Raw genomic sequence first — 17,613 nt, 5'->3', positions numbered from 1 at the left:
GATTTCAAATTAAGTTGAAGTGCCAATTCGTGGTAAGAAATCTCTGTACTTAAATATAACTCTACAGCATTTACCTTGAATTGGAAAGAATATGTTTCATTTTTTCTTGACCGCTGAAGCCCATCTTTCCCCATTCTACGATATTTTCCGACCCACTCTTGAATGCATTTTGGGGAAGGGATGTCATATTTTTTTGTTAAGGCAGTATATCCTATATGTCCATTCAAATACTCTTGGACTACCTTACATTTAAATTCTGCACTATATTTTGCCATAAAAAGACCCCCATAAGTTAGATTCCTTGGTCTAACTTATGGGGGTCTCTACACTTTCCTACATAAATTAGCAACTAGGAAAAAAACGCTGTTCTTTCCTAGTTGGGGTACTGAAATTATGTCATAAGAAGGGATGTTCGTATGGAGAGTATTCATTTAAACGCGCTGTTTCATTCTGATGAGCACAAATGGAATGAACTTTACCAATCGCTGTACAATTCGCCCTTGACGCATGTACTTGCATTCGATATTCATCCTGCGAAGAGTCAGCGTCACTATCCAGCGTTCTTTTATTATACGGAAGAACTTATGCAAACAACTATCTCGCTGATGAGCCAAATGAACGAGTTGACGAAAATTGCCAACCGTTTATCTTGCGCGTATTTTGAGCCCGCTAGTGGCAATTCGGTTGTCCATAACCATAAAAAAATCGCTTCGCATGTACTATAAATTGTTTGAGGAGACAAATTCCTATGGAAATAGGGGAGATTTAACCCCATTCATTACAGGTTTTTTATGGATTATAGAAAAGAGTATCGTGCGTGTTAAAGAAGATTTAAAGGAGAAGGAGCGATTGTTAGAAGAATACAGCAGGTTGTTAGAACGGCTTGAGGCTGTTGATAATCGAACGGATAAAAGTATTTGTTATGTATTACTCCAAGCTGCTTTGTTTTCGGAGGATGGGGCAACACTAGCAGAGATTGCAGGAACTTTGCGAAAGAATGAACGGACGATAAAGACACATATTAATAATATTCCATCGGAGTATGTTTGCGTCGATAAAAGTCATCGTGCACATAGGTTTAAGTTAAATCTCGAGTCATTGCCCCTAATTGCTTCAATTTGATAGATATTGATTGCTACGCAAAAACGCCTTCCTATAGGAAGGCGTTTTGGGATTTATAACACGATTTTATTTCCTGCGGATGTTTACTAATACGTCATAGAGAGCGACGCCGGGGGCACCGGTGCTTAGGCTGCCAAGGTCGCTGACGCGGCCGCCGTTTAGGGCGTTGACGGTCCCGTGCTTGCTGCTGCCTTGATAACAGAGGATGACGTCAGGAGGCAGGCTGCTGTCGAAACAGACGATTCCGGTCAGTTTTCCGTATTGGTTCCAGAGGATAACCTGCTGGGATTCCGAAAGCCCACGCTGTTTGGCTGGTTGGGGGTGCAGGTAGACGATGGGGTATTCGGAAAGTTCTTTTAGCCGCGTGTGAATCTGGCTGTTGATGTTCTGTTGTGCATGTGGCGTGATGAAGTAGAAGGGCATTTCCTCCGAGGGGAGTAGTTGGACAAGGTTTTGGGGAATGGGACAGCAGTGGAATTTGCCGTCGTCGGTGGCAAAGTGCTGGCCCTCCCAGGCAATGGGCGTGGGGCGCACTTTGATGGCGCCTTTGCGCAGCTGGCGCCAGTTTTTGATGCCGATGGAGAGACAGAGTGATTCGGGGAGTTCCCGGTCCAGAAATTCTTCATCGGTGAGATGGGCGGGGAAGGTGCTGGTGCCTGGAGCCAGTTCGTTTAGGCGGCGGGTCAGCAGCCGGGCGATTTCGAGGTCGCTTTTGGTCTCACCCTGGGGTGGGATGGCTCGTTCGTTGATGCCGAGCCACTGCTGGAAATACCCTGTGTAGATATCGAGGTCCTCGAATTCGGTGGTGACAGGCAGGACGATGTCAGACATTTGGGCTGTTGGCGTTAGGAATTTATCGGCCGTGACGATGAGCTCGAGGTTTTGCCAGAGGGCGTGGAGTTCTTGGAGGCCGACGTCCTGCGACCATAGATTGCGGCAGGCAATCCAAAGCAGGCGGACAGGAGGGTCTTTTAACGTTTGCAGGGTATGGGAGAATTGATTGATGTTGACAAAGCGGGTATCGTCGCGGCACTGTTTGATGAAGTATGGCAGCTGGAAGGCTTCACGGTCGGCAAAGTTGACGCCGCCGCCGGCGATGCCGATGTTGTTGGTCAGCATGGAAAGTGCGTCGATAAGCCGGATGGTAAGGCCGCCTTGCAAATGGCGCTGGAGGCCAAAACCGGCCCAGATATGCATGGGATGGTGGGCGGCGATGAGCTCCACGAGAAAATCGATGGTTTCATCGGTTTGATCAACAGCGGCCAGTAGTTTTGACTGGTCAATTTTCGTAAGTCCCGTCAGGAATTCCTCAAGCCCTTTGATTTTATTGGATTCGGTGGTTAGATCGTGGCGGGCATAGAGGCGGCACAGCAGCAGCAAGGCTAGGGCGGCGTCGCTTCCGGGGCGCAGCTGGATGTAGTAATCGGCTTTGCTGGCGGTCTCGGTGCGGATGGGGTCGATTACGACGATTTTGGCGCCGCATTCGCGGGCCGCGTAGAGAGCCGGCATCGTATGAATGGCTGTCCAGGCTGGATTGACGCCCCATAGCAGGATGAGTTTGGAGTTGACGAGGCTTTGCGTCTGGGAGGTGACGTTGCCGCCAAAATCCAATTTTTGTGCATCAATTCCCGAGGAGAAACAAGGCGTACCGATGGTCTGGGTCGTTGGGCCGAGACTGTTGAACATGCCCTCGCAGGCGTTGCGAAGCAGGCCAAAATTGCCCGAGTATTTGTTGAGGCAGAGTGGCAGTGTGGAATGAAAGCGTTCTTTGAGATCCAGGATTTTGTGGGCGATGATATCGATGGCTGTGTCCCAGGAGATGCGCTGCCAGTGCCCGCTGCCGCGTTCGTGCTGGAGCATGGGATAGAGGAGCCGGTCTTTGTGATAGACGGTGGAGAGGATTTGATTGCTCTTGGAGCAAAGCTGTTTGGCGGCACCGGGGGTCAGGGAATCGCCAGTTATGTGGTCGATGCGCCCGTGACTGGTATAGGCAAGCATGGGACAGGAGTCGTAGCAGTTGCGTGGACACATGTGCCGGGTGATGGTATAGGTTTGCCGGTTCAATGAGAAACTCCCCTTTCTGACTATTTTTGTGCTATCATTATAACATAGATAGATTAGGAAGGAGGCGCGGATATGAACCCACATCAACTGGGATTTGAGGTAGATTTGTCCAAATGTGTCGGCTGCCGGGCCTGCGAAATGGCCTGCGCGCGTCAGCACCCAGAGGCAGAAAAGAGCTTCCGCCATGTGGAACGGGTGGGGGGCGGCGAACGGCCGCAGGGCTTTTTGACGTTGGGGTGCAATCACTGTGCGTCGCCGGAATGTATCCGCGTCTGTCCTGAGAATTGTTACGACAAACTGCGCAATGGCGTGGTTATTCAACACAGTGAGCGCTGTGTTGGCTGTGGACGCTGTGTGGGAGCCTGCCCTTATGAGGCCCCCCATATCAACGCCAAGACAGGGAAAGCCGAGAAATGTGATTTTTGTCTCGATCGGTTAAAAGAAGGGAAAAAGCCTGTATGCGTCGAATTATGTCCAGTGGGTGCATTAAAGCTGATTACCCTAAATGCGGAGCAAATTGACTTTCCGGGGGATCCGCTGGTGCGTTATACGCGTCCGTCGATGCGTTTTATCGAGGCGCGGGAACCTGTTTGTTTCTGGCGTAAAGAGGGGAAGAAAATCCATGACAAGTAAATATGATGCCAATCAGCTTTGGCGTCATAATACAATAGAAGAGAAAGTGAATATAGTCAGCCAGCAGCTGGAGCTGGAGCTGGCGGTAATCGAGCCTAGCGGGGATGTCCGCTACAAGACCGATGCGCTATCACAATCGGCCTTGTCCTTGCTTCGCAACCGCCGGCAGGCACTATTGCAGAAAAAGGAGAAATCTTTCCCGGGACTTACGCTTCGCGGACTGTATATGAAGTCACAGTCACTCGGCTGGTTGGTACTAGAGGTGGATTCGGCCGATTTGACGCTGGAGAAAACGAATTTTTTGGATGAGCTCGTGCATCATCTGAATTTTTTGCTCTGGCACGAACAGGAGATTCGTCGGGAACAGCGGAGTCATCGGGAGCAGTTCTTGTACGATTTGCTGTATCATAATTTTGAGACTTCCAAGGAGATGATCAAGCTCGGGAAACTCTGGAATATGAATTTGGAACGGCCGCATCATGTCGTGGTGATTGATTTCGATCATCCATTGCCGTCGGGGCAGGAGACGTATTTTCTCGACGAGCTTGAGCATGATTGGAGCCGTTTTTTGGCTTCGCGATTCGCACAGCCGATTACGATGCAGCTTAGGGATCAGCTGGTGATACTGCTAACGGATTCGGGACAGAAATCAAGCGGTCAGGGGAATTTTGTCAAGATTATCCGCTCGATGATGGAGCAAATTCGGGAGAAAAATCCCCATCTGCCGGCATTTTCGATTGGCATTGGGCGCTTGTATCCATTAGCCGCTGATTTTTGCCGCAGCTTGCAGGAGGCCCGACAGGCGGTCAGTCTGGGAAGGTTCCGTCAACCGGAAAACGCGATTACCTGCTATGAAGAGCTCGGCGTGCTGAAGCTCTTATCCCATATCCGGACAGAGGAGCTGGACGATTTCGTACAGGAGACTTTGGGGCCGTTGATGGAACACGACGAGGAAAATAACACGGGCTATCTTGATACTTTGGAGGCTTATTTTCAGGAGAACGAGTCGTTGCCGCAGGCTAGCGAGCGGCTCTTTATCCATGTCAATACGCTTCGCAACCGTTTGAAAAAGATTCAGGAGATCCTAGGAGTAGAACTCGGACGGGCCGGTGATCGCGTACGTTTTTATGTGGCCTGTCAGGCTATTCGCATCATCAAGCGGACGAAGTATTAAATTAAAGTTTAATCCTTTGTGGAAATATATATTTTTTATCATAGATATTTGGAGGAATCTACAGTATCAAAGGGCAAAAGTTCTAGTAAAATGAATAGTAAAATTGATATGTGCGGAAAATTTTAGAAAAGGTGTGAAATGGAAATGTGTGGAAGCAGGGAAGCCTTGCTGCAGAAAGCAGAGATATACCGCGAGTTGTCCGAGTATTATTCGGGGGTCCTGCGCTCGGGCAAGGCAGCAGCACAGCATATTGGTGAGCTGCTGCCGGGACGGGTCGTTGTGCCGAAAATCGATGTCGATAGTGCCTATGATTACAATCGGCTCTTCCTTGGGCCGTGCACGCTTTTGGCACCACCGTTTGAGGCGTTTTATCATAAGGTCAATCCGCAGCTGATTGAATCGGAAAATCTGCTGGTGCGCAGTGCTTGCGTGGAGGCTGGCATGGCGTCCGCGGAGGAAGATGATGCCTTGGACGGCCATATCTTTTATTCCCTTGCCTTTGTGAGCAAGCTTTTGGAGACCTTGGCTGGTCTGCCATCGCTTCAGACCAAGGAGGCCGATGGCCTCTATTGCACCTATCAATGGTTTTTGAAAGAACACATTCTCGCCTGGCTTTATGACCATCTTCGCGATGTGCGCCGCTACAGTGTATCGGCTTTTTGCAAAGATGTTGCCGCGGCGATGAACACCTTCCTGCTGTCGGAGCAGGAGTTGATTGCCCTCGATGCTTGTGAAGCGTAATCCCTGCTTCACGAGCTTTCCCCTATATTGACGTTCCCTTTTTTATAACGTAAAATAAGACGCAAGGAGCAGGCTGTCTGCTCCTTGCGTCTTATTTTTTCGGCTTGGAAAGATATAATGTTTCGCGGCGGTCTGCAAGAACATCCATGGATTCTTTTATCTGGGTGCGGATGGCTGGTCGCAGATTTCCCTGCAGGATACATTCCTCCTCGCCGGCTTCGGTGAGGATTTCCCCCCAGGGGTCAATGATGGCCGAGTGTCCGGCTAGCGGGGTGTCATGAGGGCCGAGTCCCGCTTCGTTGCAGGCCGCGATGAAAATTTGGTTTTCGATGGCGCGGGCGCGAATCAGCGTCTGCCAGTGGAACAGCCGGGTCTGTGGCCAGGCGGCTGGCAGGAAGAGTACATTGATGCCGGCTAAGGTCAGCTGGCGGGTGAATTCGGGGAAACGGATATCATAGCAGACGGCAATGCCGCATTTTACCCCATCGAGGGTAACCGTCACGAGACTGTTTCCCGGTTCGAAATCCTCGGCTTCGCCACTGGGGGTGAAGAGGTGGGCTTTATGGTAGGTCGCGGCCAGCTGGCCGTTGCGGTCAAAGACATAGCAGGTATTGAAGACCTGTTTGCCGATGGCGTTGGCTACGGTACCCCCGACGATATTGACCTGATAATGATTGGAAAGTTTGGCTAGGGTGTCGCGCATCTGCCTGCCGTCGGGATCGGCGTAGTCTCGGATTGGCTGCGGATAAAAGCCTACCGGCCAGAGCTCCGGCAGCAGCAGGACATCGGGGCGGCTCTTCATGGCGTCTTCTGCCATGCGATAGAGGTTTGCGATATTCTTTTGGGGCTCGCCGAATGCGACTGCCATCTGTAGGATGGCAACTTTCATAGTAAATCACCTCATGAGGGGAGAAGATAAAATGGAAAAACAACAGTACAGCCTGGGCGATATCGTTCGCATGAAGAAGCCGCATCCCTGCGGCAGCAGTGAGTGGGAAATCCTGCGCGTCGGCATGGATTTCCGTCTGAAATGCCAAGGGTGCGGTCATTTGGTGATGCTCCCCCGGCCAAAATTCGAAAAAATGGTGCGTGCCATTGTGAAACACGCAGATTTGGAAAACTAAGAATAATTATACCATATCCGGGGCGGCGTGAAATAGCCGTTCGGGAGATAAAAAATGCCCATTGGTTAACACGTGAGGGCCTTAACCGGTCGTTTACGAAGCCGATGGGCGTTTTTTTACGAGTGGGGCAATGAAACAGGATTGATACTTGTAAATTTGTAATGGTTATGCTATCATGGGATACATGTTCGCAATTAAAGGACATTGGCGGAGGAAACAAGGAAACTCCGGCAGAAGGTATCCGCTGATTGCGAACAGGCACGTTTTTTCTATATATTTTGGGGAGGAGTCTTGATTATGAAAAAGACGCTTGTATCCGCACTGACGACGGCGCTCGTAGTTGGCGCTGCCAGCACGACGTTTGCAGCAGCAAGCCCGTTCTCGGATGTACCGGCAGAGCATTGGGCATACGATGCAGTAGCACAGCTGGCACAGGATGGAATTGTTAATGGTTATGATGGCACTCATTTCAGAGGGGACCGCCAGGTTACCCGCTATGAGATGGCTCAGATGGTGGCCAAGGCAATGGCTAAGAGCCAGAATGTAACGGTTTCCGGCAATGATAAAGCCCTCTTGGATAAATTGGCCGCTGAGTTTGCCGATGAGCTCAACAACCTCGGCGTTCGCGTAGCCAATCTTGAGAAAAATGCCGACAAGGTAAAATGGACGGGCGAGGCTCGTTACCGTTACTGGAGCTATCGCGACGAAAAAGCTGCTGGCAATAAGAAAAAGGATAATATCGATCATGTATCCTTCCGTCTCTTCCCGACGGCTGAGATCAATGACAACTGGTCCGTCAAAGCTCGTCTGACCAGCAACTTCCTCATGAATAAGGACAACACGGGCACGACGGAACTGTCCTATATCTTTGCGGAAGGCAACTACGGCAGCCTGAACGTCAAAGCTGGTAAGATGCCGTTCTACTCCACCAACGATGATGGCCTCGTCATGGATGATTTCTTCTCCGGTGTACAGGCTACGGTGGGCAATAAAGTAAAACTCACGGCTGAGGCTGGCCGTTGGAACATCAATGAGGATGCCAATGGCACAGTGAAGGATGGTGCGAAAAATGATGCCGCCAGCTATCAGGGCGTTCAGCTGAATGCGGAGCAGGGCAAACTGACGGGGGGCCTTGGCTACCGTCACTTTAACAGCGAAGTCTTCAAGACGGCTTCGGGCTACAAAGCCAATAAGGACGATGCCGACATCCTGTCGGCAGGTGCCCGCTACACCTTCGATAAGAACTGGGCAGTAGCTGGTGCTTACGCGGAAAACACGGATGCCAAGGATTACAAGAAATCCGGCACGGCTGAGATCGACTACAAAGGTGCTAACAAGGCTAACAAAGGTACCTTTGGCGCTTCCGTTGCTTACCGTCACCTGGGCAGCAACGCTTCGCTGATGCCGACTTTTGATACGGCTCATGCACTCTTTGCTCCGTACAACGCCCTCAACGAAAAAGGCTGGGATTTCTCGGCCAGCTATGTACCGCTGAAGAACACGCTGACGACGTTTGGCTACTTCAACGGCAAACAGTTCGCCAACCATAACGACAAAGCAGAGACGCTTTACGCTCGCGTAAGCTTCTTCTTCTAATAGAAGAAAACGGTGGTAAAATAAGCCTCTTGACTGGTTCAAACCGGTCAAGGGGCTTATTTAATCGAAATATAATTCTAGGATATTATAGAAGGAAAGGTGGTCTTTTCAGGGGGAGAGAAACCGATTTCAAGCTTGATATAACAGGCTTTCAGCTTGTTTTCAGATGTTAAAAGAGGCTGAGAGGCAAGTTATCAGACTGTTAAAAAATGTTTGCAATTGCTCGTGCTGCGTGCTAATATGAAATCAATCGAGAGAGAATGATAAGGAAGACGCTGAGGAAACATGGAAACTCATGGGAATTCCTTACCAAACACTTCTCGAGACAGATGTTTTTGTTTTATTGAAAAGGGAGGAATTTCTCATGAAAAAGACTCTTGTAACTGCACTGACGACGGCACTCGTAGTTGGTGCTGCCAGCACGACGTTCGCTGCTCAGAACCCGTTCCAGGATGTACCGGCTGAACACTGGGCTTATGATGCTGTAGCACAGCTGGCTAACGATGGTATCATCGAGGGTTATGGTGACAGCACGTTCAAAGGCGACAACAGAATTACGCGTTATGAGATGGCTCAGATGGTTGCACGTGCACTGGCAAAACAGAATGTCACGGGCAACGACAAAGCCCTGCTGGACAAACTGGCAGCTGAGTTCGGCGACGAGCTCAACAACCTGGGCGTTCGCGTAGCTAACCTCGAGAAAAACGCTGACAAAGTAAAATGGAACGGCGAGGCTCGTTACACCTATACGAGCAAACGCACGGAGAACCTGGCTGGTGTTAAAAACAAAGCCAACGCTGATGAGATGCTGCTCCGTCTCGAGCCGAGCGCTGAAGTCAACAGCAACTGGCATGTAAAAGCCCGTCTCGATGGTCGTACGGATCTCAACAAAGATAGAGATACGAAGAAAGATGGCGATGTAAAACTGCAGCGCATCTGGGCACAGGGCGACTACAAGAACTTCCAGGTTAAACTCGGTAAGTTCGGCGTTGCTACGAACTATGATAACTCCCTGATGCTCAATGATCAGGCTTCTGGTGCTGCTGTAACGGTTGGTAACAAACTCAAAGCTACGGTATTTGCTGGCCGCATTGACTTAGCTGATGATTCTACGCTTGATAGTGCTGGTTTGGTTGCTGGTTGGACGGATAAGCTTGATGCTAATTATCATAAAGATTCAGCAGCAAATCTTCAGAGTGTTGCGCTGACGTACAAGACGGGCAATCTCTCCGGTACGGCTGCTTATTATAATGCAACTTCTGATGCACTTAAGACGGATGCGTATGCTAAGAGCGGCAAGGAAGACACCTTTGGTGCTTGGGAGGTTGCTGGTTCCTATAAACTCGGCAAAGATGTAACTCTTGGCGGCGCTTATATCAAGAACGAGAAAGCTGACTACTACAACAAGGCTGGCATGGTACAGCTCGACTATAAGGGTGCTCAGAAAGCCAACAAGGGCACTTGGGGTGCTTATGTAGCATACCGCCATATCGGCAAATATGCAGTACTCGATGCTAACCAGGATGATGCACAGCTCAACTCCAAGGGCTGGGCAGTCGGCGGCAACTACACGCTGTTCAAGAACACGGTTGCTAACGTGAAATACTTCAACGGTGAAGACCTGAACACGAAGAAAGACGTTTCCAAGCTCTTCGGCCGCGTTGAGTTCTTCTTCTAATCGATTCTGTTTCGATTGGTCAGACCTTCCTCATTTTGAGGAAGGTCTTTTTCTTATTCTTATAGTTGACTTAGAAAACCATCTAATCAAAACATAAGGAAAGAATAATCGTTCATTAATTGTAATTGACTTTGTCAAGTAATATAATTAAATCATCCCAAGGGACAGGGCGGCAAAAGAGCGCTGAGGAAACATGGACACTCATGATGCTCCGCCGACCCGGACCGGAAGGATGACAACATTTTTTACTTTTCGTTTTTACGAAATGGAGGAGATTATCATGAAAAAAACTATTGTATCTGCACTGACTACGGCACTGGTGGTAGGTGCTGCTTCCACTACATTTGCTGCTACGAACCCGTTCCAGGATGTACCGTCTGACCACTGGGCATACGATGCAGTAGCTCAGTTGGCTAACGATGGCGTCATCGAAGGTTATGCGGATGGCACGTTCAAAGGCGACAAACAGATTACGCGTTATGAGATGGCTCAGATGGTTGCCAAAGCAATGGCAAAACAGAATGTCAGCGGCAACGACAAGGCTCTCTTGGACAAATTGTCCGCAGAGTTCGCCGATGAGCTCAACAACCTGGGCGTTCGCGTAAGCAACCTCGAGAAAAATGCCGACAAAGTAAAATGGAACGGCGAGGCTCGTTACACTTATACGAGCACGCGTGACAAGAGCGCAGCTAAAGACAAAGTAAATGACAACGACCTGCTCCTGCGTTTGGAGCCGAGCGCTGAAATCAATGACAACTGGCATGTAAATGCCCGTCTCGATGCCGCTACGGATCTCAAGAGCGACCAGAGCAAATCGGATGTCGAACTGAAACGCATCTGGGCTGATGGCCAGTATGGCAACACGAACATCAAACTCGGTAAACTGCCGATGCAGCTTGACAAGGACCTGCTTTTCGATGATGAGATTTCCGGTGCAAGCATTACTACGGGCAAGGATCTCAAACTCACGCTGCAGGCAGGCCGCTTTGACCTGACGGGTGACACGAACAATAAGGCAGTCAAAGTCAAAGATGCTGCTGGCAAATACATCAACGATACGGCTAGCATGCAGAGCGTTGGCCTGCAGTATGGCAAGGACAAACTGTCCCTCGGTGCTGCTTACCACAATCTCGAGAGCGATAACTTCAAGAACATGGCAAACTACCGCAATGGCGAGGCCAGCGATAAGGCTCAGATCTGGTCGGCAAATGCCCGCTATGCCTTTGATAAGAATGTAGCCCTCGCTGGTACTTATGCCGAAAACGCTAAGGCTGACAACTACAAGAAAGCTGGTTCCGTAGAGCTCGACTATAAAGGGGCACAGGATGCCAACAAGGGTACCTGGGGTGCATACGCTGCATACCGTCATCTCGGCCAGAACGTAGCCTTTGACCCGTCTTATGATGGTGCATGGGCTGGCACGAAAGGCTGGGAAGTAGGCACGAACTACACGCTCGCTAAGAACACGGTAGCAACGCTCAAATACTTCAACGGTGAGAAAATCGACAGCGGTAAAGATGCTGAGAAACTCTTCGGTCGCGTTGAGTTCAAATTCTAAAAAAATAGTAGCGAATTATTGATTCGAATCGAAAGCCTTCCCTTTCGGGGGAAGGCTTTTTCGTGTAGTTGTTTAGAAAAACATGAAAAAATGCGAAAAATCGCGAAAAAATCGTGTGGAACCGTTGTCAAAAAACGCCATTTATGATATTATAAGAATCGTCCGAGGGAAAGGTACCAGGGGTACGAGGAAACAAGGATACTCGTGGGGAAACGAACCTGGTATACTGCTCTTAGGGACGAGGGGTTATATATTCTATATTTAGGGGGAGTTTCACTATGAAAAAGACTCTGGTATCTGCTTTGACGACGGCACTCGTAGTTGGTGCTGCCAGCACTACGTTCGCTGCTCAGAATCCGTTCACGGATGTTCCAGCAGACCACTGGGCATACGATGCCGTAGCTCAGCTGGCTAAAGACGGTGTGGTAACGGGTTATAGTGATGGCACGTACAAAGGGGACAAACAGATTACGCGCTATGAGATGGCAGTAATGGTTGCTCGTGCTATGGCAAATAGCAATGGGGTAAATGTTTCTGGCAACGACAAAGCACTGCTGGACAAACTGGCAGCTGAGTTCGGTGATGAGCTCAACAACCTTGGCGTTCGCGTTGCTAATCTCGAGAAAAATGCGGATAAAGTCGCATGGCATGGCACGGCAGAGTATACGTTCCAGCACTATATGACGGAAGGTCAGGCTATCGACGAAAAAGACAGCCGCAACAACGTGCTGTTCCGTCTCGAGCCGAGCGCTGAAGTCAACAATCATTGGCATGTAAAGGCTCGTCTCGATGCTGATACGGATCTGGATACGGATAAAGCAAATGATGCTGACCATGATAAAGTATCACTCAAACGTGTTTGGGCTGAGGGTAACTACGGCAGCATGACTTACAAAGCCGGTAAATTCGCTGCTCCGGATGATGATACGATTACCGATACGCCGTTCTCCGGTGTTGAGGTCGGCTACAACCCGGCTGGTGATGGTGTAAACTTCATCGCTGGTGCTGGCCGTGTCAACAGCCCGGCTGCTTTGAATCATGAAGCTACTCTGCAAGCTTCGGGTGAATATAATTACTCGAGCGGTGTCCTCCCTGAGGATGATGATTTGGCCGCTAACTATCAGTATGTCGGCCTTGGTCTCGACAAGGGCAAACTCACGGGAGCTGTTCGTTGGCATCATCTGAATGCAGCTGGTTTCAATAAGGACGGTGTGAAGAACGCTTATTCCAACTCCAAGACGGATGAGGCTAACATCATTCTCGCGAAAGGTGCTTACCGCTTCAGCAAGAATGTAGCTTTCAAAGGCTTCTATGCTCAGAACCATGATGCAGATTACTTCAACAAAGCTGGCAGTGCAGAGCTCGATTATAAGGGTGCACAGGCTGAGAACAAAGGCACCTATGGTGTTTGGGTAGCATATCGTCACCTCGGCCGTAACGCTTTCGTTGCCAGCCCGTGGGATGTTATCAACATCGATAACCATGGCCAGAAGGGCTTCGAAGTTGGCGGCAACTACGCGATGTTCAAAAACACGATCCTGACGCTCCGCTATGGTAAAGGCAAAGACCTCCAGACGGACAAAGACGTTCAGAACCTCTTCGGTCGTGTAAACTTCCTGTTCTAATCGAACCGAAGCAGTTGCGAGTAAGCGGAAATAGATAGAAATCTGACGGATAGAATTTCTTTTGCGAAGAAACAAAAGAAATTCTATCCGTTTTTTAATTCTTTAAAGAAACTTTAACGCGAACTTGAGAATTATTATCGTGAAATTGCTTGCTTTTGCAAAATATTTATGATAATATTAAGGCTGTTCTGAGGAACTATTAAGAAAATTGTCGAGGAAACATGGACACTCACAAGAATTCCTAATCTTTCCCTGGAACATTAAGGGTATATTATTAATTTAAGAGGAGGGGTTCTTTTATGAAAAAGACTCTTGTATCCGCACTGACGACGGCTCTCGTTGTTGGCGCAGCTAGCACGACGTTTGCAGCAGCAAACCCGTTCGAAGATGTACCGGCAGACCACTGGGCATATGATGCTGTAGCACAGCTCGCTCAGGATGGCGTTATCACGGGTTATAGCGATGGCACGTACAAAGGCCAGAAACAGATCACTCGTTATGAGATGGCTGTAATGGTTGCCCGCGCTATGGCTAAGAGCCAGAACGTAACGGTTTCCGGCAACGACAAAGCTCTGCTGGACAAACTGGCAGCTGAGTTCGGCGATGAGCTCAACAACCTCGGCGTTCGCGTTGCTAACCTCGAGAAAAACGCTGACAAAGTAAAATGGAACGGCAAAGCTGAGTACGATTTCGCTCGCACGAACACGAAAGGCCAGAGCGAAGCTAAAGACCGTCATGACGATCTGAACAAAGTTCTGTTCCGTCTCGAGCCGTCCGCTGAGGTCAACAGCAACTGGCATGTAAAGGCTCGTCTCGATGCTACGGTAAATACGCTTAATAGAGACGCTGACCATGTTTGGAATGATAAAACCAAGGAATATGATGACAATGGCGGCAGCGTTAAACTGAAACGTATCTGGGCACAGGGCGACTACACGAACTTCTCCACGAAGCTCGGTAAATTCGCTCCGATCGATGATGACAGCATTTTCGATACGACGTTCTCCGGTGCTGAGGTTTCCTTCGGCAAAGCTCTGAAAGTAACGGCTGGTGCTGGCCGCATCAAGGATGCTGATCCTGAAAATGCTGCTGATGATACTGCTAATTATCAGTATGCTGGCCTTGGCTATGACTTCGGCAAACTGTCCCTCGGTGCTGACTATCATCATCTGAACACGAAGGATGGTGGTGCTTACACGGCTAAAGATTCTGATGGTAATTATGTTGCTTATTCCAACAATCCGAATACGGATGAAGCTAACATCTGGATGGCAAAAGGCGCTTACACCTTCGACAAGAACTGGGCTGTAAACGGCTACTATGCTGAGAACCATGATGCTGACTATTACAAGAAAGCAGCTGCTGCTGAGCTCGACTACAAAGGCGCTCAGGATGAGAACAAAGGCACTTGGGGTGCTTGGGTAGCTTACCGTCACCTCGGCAACAACGTTGACCTGTTCAACACCTACGATGCAATCGAAGCTGGCCAGAAGGGCTGGGAGCTCGGTGCTAACTACACGCCGTTCAAGAACGTCGTAGCAGTAGCTCGTTATGGCAAGAACAAGGATCTCCACACGGATGTTAAATCCGACCGCATCTTCGGTCAGGTTAACTTCCTGTTCTAATCCCTGCGATTGACAGAAGTTTTACGGAATGGAAAAGCCTCCGCACTGCGGAGGCTTTTTTGTATGCATTTTTTACCGCGCATGACGGCGCTGGGCGCCTGCGGGCCTTGGCCTGCGGGACGATGGCAGGAATGTATTGGTCTTTGTCGAATTACTTAGTAAAGTAAAATGGATAGCAGATTTATCGAAACCGTATGGTTTTGCATTGCGAGGTGCTGATATTATGGCAAATGAAGTTGTGCAGAAGGAAACAAAATGGGAAAATGGCTGGCTGGTATGGAGTGTGGAAGGCCGCATCGACATTTCCACGGCGGATTTGGTGTACCAAAGCGGGGAAGAAATCGTGGGGCGTGAAGAGAAAACGGTCCTGGATATGAGCAAAGTGACCTACATTTCCAGTGCCGGTCTCCGCGTCCTGCTGCGCCTGTTGAAAAAGGCCAAGAAGGAAGGCCGTGAGTTCACGGTGGCTGGCGCTGGCGGGGTGGTAGAGACCGTGTTGACAGACAGCAATATGGATACGCTCCTTAATATGCGGAAATCCTTGGATGAGTTGTGATGGCAGCAGGCCGGAGGGATGAAGACATGAAGGATTTATCGGCGTGGCAGGATTATCCTGCCACCAGGGAAATGTATGATACCATGCGGGAGGACATCCTGGCAAATGCCCAAGCGGCAGGGATTCCTGAGAGGAAGGAATTCACGTTGGAGCTTGGCATAGAGGAAATGCTGATAAATATCATAACCTATGCCTACGATGCACCTGGGCCTGTCTGGATCCGGGCACGGAGGGAAGGGGATTTTTTCCGACTGGATTTTGCCGATCATGGCCGGCCATTCAACCCGCTGACAGAAGAGCGGTGCCATTCGAAAGGCCGGACTGTGGAGGATTGGGAGGAAGGCGGCTTAGGGATTCATCTCGTGCGCAAAAGCTTTGACAGGATAGCGTATGCATACGAAGACTTTCAAGGGGGAAAAGCCAATATACTTTCCCTTTGGCTGAAACTAACATAGGGAATCGGTAAGGATCGATAAGAAATGGATAGTTTGGTAATAACCCGGGAAAGTATCGCGGAGGTTATGGACTGGATTGCGGCGAATCTTGCCCGGGAGAACCTCAAGGAGAAAGAAATATATGTAACCCAGATGCTGGTGGAAGAACTTTTCCTTCGGTTCTCCCGACGTGCGGACAATCCGGACAATTTTTGTGCACGCCTTTTCCTTAGAAAGCGTTTTTCCCATGTGAGGCTGCTCTTTGTGGTGGAAGGGGACGAATGCAATCCACTGGTGCCTTGGTCGGAAGACGAGGAAGAAGATATCCTGGGGTATGCGCTTTTGCGGTCTCACCTGAAACAGCTGCGGTATACCCGAAGGTGGTCGGAACGGGAGAATGTGGTATCCATTCAGCCCTGTGACCCGATTGGCAAGGAAGTGCGCAACATACTCTTGGGCTTGCTGGCAGGAGCTTTGGGGGGACTCTTGATGAATGCATTTGTCAGCCCGGAAACCAATCAGTGGATTGACAGCAACCTTATTGATAGTGTGCAGTCTGTATTTGTAAGTGCCTTGATGATGGCTGTGGCGCCCATGATTTTTTTCTCGGTCATAGCGGGAATCATCAGTATGTCGGATTCGGCCAGCTTAGGACGGATTGGCTGGCGCCTGGTTATGTGGTCGCTGGGCAAGCTGGCTTTTTATGTGGTAGCAGGGCTTTTTGTTGGTTATTGCGTAGGCGGAATGACGGAGATGCTTTCTACCATCATGGATGGCGATCCGGCCCCGCAAGCGGCTGGAATCAGCATTCGTGCCCTGCTTATCGGTATTGTGCCTGGCGATTTTATCTCGCCTTTTGCTGGCAATAATATCATGCAGACCCTTTTCCTGGCCTGTTTATCGGGTATGATCTTGAACCGTATGGAGGGAGAACTGGCCTGGGCTAGGGAGGGCGTAGAGTTCTTGAGCAGATTTACCATGGAGATTGTCAGTGCTATGAGCCGTTTGCTGCCCTTCATGGTCGGGATTTCTACGGCCAAGATGATTCTGCATGTGGGCCTTTGGGGGTTAGTGGCTTATGGAAGATTGCTGATGGGGGTAGCCTTGGGGCTGCCGCTTTGTTTTATCGTATCCGCCATCTTGATTGCCTTGACCGCCAGACTCTCCCCTCTGCCCTTCCTGCAAAAAGCCATACCGTTCAGTGTGCTTCCTTTTTCTACCAGCAGTTCCAATGCCTGTTTACCGGCGACACTTTCCTTTTGTACCAAGAAAATGGGGATTTCGGAACGAATGAGCAAATTTGCCATTCCTGTCGGCATGCAGTTTAACATGGACGGTACCGCTTACTATGTTTCCGTGGTGTCCATGATGTTGGCGTGTACCTTTCAGGTAAGCCTGGATGCAGATTTTTTGGTCTCGCTCTTTTTTGTGGAGTTCTTGATGGCACTGACTGGGATTGGGCTTTTGGTCATGCCGTCCATATTGGAAAATATGGGGATTCCGGGAACAGCAGTCATGCATTTTATCGGAATCGAGCCACTTATGGACATGCCGGGAACCGCCCAGAGCGTGGTGGGCAATATCACTTCTACTATGTTGTTAGCAGTGAGAGAAAAGCAGGTGGATGTGGATGTTTATCGCAAAAGCCCGTAAGGAGCAAAACGATGGGTTGAACAAAGGATG

17 protein-coding genes are annotated in these 17,613 nt (G+C 49.6%); 14 read left to right on the top strand and 3 right to left on the bottom strand.

Translation table 11 applies throughout. The features are described 5' to 3' along the window. Nucleotides 1-275 (bottom strand): helix-turn-helix domain-containing protein (locus tag T504_RS0108500; protein WP_033170188.1); only part of this gene is annotated, 275 nt, incomplete at its 3' end. 141 nt (nt 276-416) lie between these two features. On the opposite strand from T504_RS0108500, the gene T504_RS14800 reads away from it, so the two are divergent. Both T504_RS14800 and T504_RS14795 read left to right on the top strand, forming a co-directional pair. Further along, on the top strand, nt 417-725 hold the full coding sequence (locus tag T504_RS14800; RefSeq protein ID WP_051635284.1) for a hypothetical protein: 309 nt from the start codon (nt 417-419) through the stop codon (nt 723-725). A gap of 124 nt (nt 726-849) precedes the next feature. Next, nucleotides 850-1,122 (top strand): hypothetical protein, encoded by a 273-nt coding sequence (locus T504_RS14795; protein ID WP_197018699.1) that lies wholly within the window; start codon nt 850-852, stop codon nt 1,120-1,122. 66 nt (nt 1,123-1,188) lie between these two features. On the opposite strand, the gene T504_RS0108490 is transcribed toward T504_RS14795, so the two are convergent. After that, complete coding sequence (locus T504_RS0108490) at nt 1,189-3,153, bottom strand: molybdopterin-dependent oxidoreductase (protein WP_072022722.1); 1,965 nt, start codon at nt 3,151-3,153, stop codon at nt 1,189-1,191. 105 nt (nt 3,154-3,258) lie between these two features. Here T504_RS0108490 and T504_RS0108485 point away from each other — a divergent pair, with 105 nt between their 5' ends. From T504_RS0108485 to T504_RS0108475, 3 genes are all read left to right on the top strand, one after another. After that, on the top strand, nt 3,259-3,819 hold the full coding sequence (locus T504_RS0108485) for a 4Fe-4S dicluster domain-containing protein (protein WP_033170645.1): 561 nt from the start codon (nt 3,259-3,261) through the stop codon (nt 3,817-3,819). Further along, nucleotides 3,809-4,993, top strand: a complete 1,185-nt coding sequence (locus T504_RS0108480; protein ID WP_033170644.1) for a PucR family transcriptional regulator — start codon at nt 3,809-3,811, stop codon at nt 4,991-4,993. The genes T504_RS0108485 and T504_RS0108480 overlap by 11 nt, the downstream gene beginning before the upstream one ends. A 144-nt stretch (nt 4,994-5,137) precedes the next feature. Then, nucleotides 5,138-5,734, top strand: coding sequence for a TorD/DmsD family molecular chaperone (locus T504_RS0108475; protein ID WP_197018698.1), 597 nt, complete (start codon nt 5,138-5,140; stop codon nt 5,732-5,734). Between the two features lie 91 nt (nt 5,735-5,825). On the opposite strand, the gene T504_RS0108470 is transcribed toward T504_RS0108475, so the two are convergent. After that, complete coding sequence (locus T504_RS0108470; protein ID WP_033170642.1) at nt 5,826-6,623, bottom strand: carbon-nitrogen family hydrolase; 798 nt, start codon at nt 6,621-6,623, stop codon at nt 5,826-5,828. A gap of 31 nt (nt 6,624-6,654) precedes the next feature. Between T504_RS0108470 and T504_RS0108465 the strand changes: the two genes are divergently transcribed. From T504_RS0108465 to T504_RS0108425, 9 genes are all read left to right on the top strand, one after another. Next, a complete protein-coding gene (locus tag T504_RS0108465; protein WP_033170641.1) occupies nt 6,655-6,858 on the top strand; it encodes a DUF951 domain-containing protein in 204 nt (67 codons plus the stop codon). Nucleotides 6,859-7,155: 297 nt separating this feature from the next. Further along, nucleotides 7,156-8,454, top strand: a complete 1,299-nt coding sequence (locus T504_RS0108460; RefSeq protein ID WP_033170640.1) for an S-layer homology domain-containing protein — start codon at nt 7,156-7,158, stop codon at nt 8,452-8,454. Nucleotides 8,455-8,818: 364 nt separating this feature from the next. Continuing rightward, entirely contained in the window at nt 8,819-10,132 is a 1,314-nt protein-coding gene (locus T504_RS0108455; protein ID WP_033170639.1) for an S-layer homology domain-containing protein, read from the top strand. Nucleotides 10,133-10,412: 280 nt separating this feature from the next. Then, nucleotides 10,413-11,690, top strand: coding sequence for a putative porin (locus T504_RS0108450; RefSeq protein WP_033170638.1), 1,278 nt, complete (start codon nt 10,413-10,415; stop codon nt 11,688-11,690). Between the two features lie 278 nt (nt 11,691-11,968). Continuing rightward, a complete protein-coding gene (locus tag T504_RS0108445; RefSeq protein ID WP_033170637.1) occupies nt 11,969-13,315 on the top strand; it encodes an S-layer homology domain-containing protein in 1,347 nt (448 codons plus the stop codon). 299 nt (nt 13,316-13,614) lie between these two features. Next, nucleotides 13,615-14,940 carry an S-layer homology domain-containing protein gene (locus T504_RS0108440; protein WP_033170636.1) on the top strand — a complete coding sequence of 442 codons (1,326 nt, stop codon included), beginning with the start codon at nt 13,615-13,617 and terminating at the stop codon, nt 14,938-14,940. 223 nt (nt 14,941-15,163) lie between these two features. Then, entirely contained in the window at nt 15,164-15,496 is a 333-nt protein-coding gene (locus tag T504_RS13885; protein ID WP_156033504.1) for an STAS domain-containing protein, read from the top strand. Next, nucleotides 15,496-15,951: an ATP-binding protein gene (locus tag T504_RS0108430; RefSeq protein WP_033170635.1), complete on the top strand. Its 456-nt coding sequence runs from the start codon at nt 15,496-15,498 to the stop codon at nt 15,949-15,951. Before T504_RS13885 ends, T504_RS0108430 begins: the two co-directional genes overlap by 1 nt. Before the next feature lie 24 nt (nt 15,952-15,975). Then, complete coding sequence (locus tag T504_RS0108425) at nt 15,976-17,583, top strand: dicarboxylate/amino acid:cation symporter (protein WP_033170634.1); 1,608 nt, start codon at nt 15,976-15,978, stop codon at nt 17,581-17,583. Nucleotides 17,584-17,613 lie beyond the last annotated feature (30 nt).

The organism is Selenomonas sp. ND2010 (assembly GCF_000702005.1).
Classification (GTDB): domain Bacteria; phylum Bacillota; class Negativicutes; order Selenomonadales; family Selenomonadaceae; genus Selenomonas_A.
The sequence above is the reverse complement of the archived record's forward strand: the minus strand, read 5'-3'. Positions and strand labels throughout refer to the sequence as shown.

Bases quoted from the DNA above. Each gene is read 5' to 3' on its own strand.
- T504_RS14800 (WP_051635284.1), top strand. From the start codon at position 417: ATGGAGAGTATTCATTTAAACGCGCTGTTTCATTCTGATGAGCACAAA.
- T504_RS0108490 (WP_072022722.1), bottom strand. From the start codon at position 3,153: ATGTGTCCACGCAACTGCTACGACTCCTGTCCCATGCTTGCCTATACC.
- T504_RS0108485 (WP_033170645.1), top strand. From the start codon at position 3,259: ATGAACCCACATCAACTGGGATTTGAGGTAGATTTGTCCAAATGTGTC.
- T504_RS0108480 (WP_033170644.1), top strand. From the start codon at position 3,809: ATGACAAGTAAATATGATGCCAATCAGCTTTGGCGTCATAATACAATA.
- T504_RS0108475 (WP_197018698.1), top strand. From the start codon at position 5,138: ATGTGTGGAAGCAGGGAAGCCTTGCTGCAGAAAGCAGAGATATACCGC.
- T504_RS0108470 (WP_033170642.1), bottom strand. From the start codon at position 6,623: ATGAAAGTTGCCATCCTACAGATGGCAGTCGCATTCGGCGAGCCCCAA.
- T504_RS0108465 (WP_033170641.1), top strand. From the start codon at position 6,655: ATGGAAAAACAACAGTACAGCCTGGGCGATATCGTTCGCATGAAGAAG.
- T504_RS0108460 (WP_033170640.1), top strand. From the start codon at position 7,156: ATGAAAAAGACGCTTGTATCCGCACTGACGACGGCGCTCGTAGTTGGC.
- T504_RS0108455 (WP_033170639.1), top strand. From the start codon at position 8,819: ATGAAAAAGACTCTTGTAACTGCACTGACGACGGCACTCGTAGTTGGT.
- T504_RS0108450 (WP_033170638.1), top strand. From the start codon at position 10,413: ATGAAAAAAACTATTGTATCTGCACTGACTACGGCACTGGTGGTAGGT.
- T504_RS0108445 (WP_033170637.1), top strand. From the start codon at position 11,969: ATGAAAAAGACTCTGGTATCTGCTTTGACGACGGCACTCGTAGTTGGT.
- T504_RS0108440 (WP_033170636.1), top strand. From the start codon at position 13,615: ATGAAAAAGACTCTTGTATCCGCACTGACGACGGCTCTCGTTGTTGGC.
- T504_RS13885 (WP_156033504.1), top strand. From the start codon at position 15,164: ATGGCAAATGAAGTTGTGCAGAAGGAAACAAAATGGGAAAATGGCTGG.
- T504_RS0108430 (WP_033170635.1), top strand. From the start codon at position 15,496: ATGGCAGCAGGCCGGAGGGATGAAGACATGAAGGATTTATCGGCGTGG.
- T504_RS0108425 (WP_033170634.1), top strand. From the start codon at position 15,976: ATGGATAGTTTGGTAATAACCCGGGAAAGTATCGCGGAGGTTATGGAC.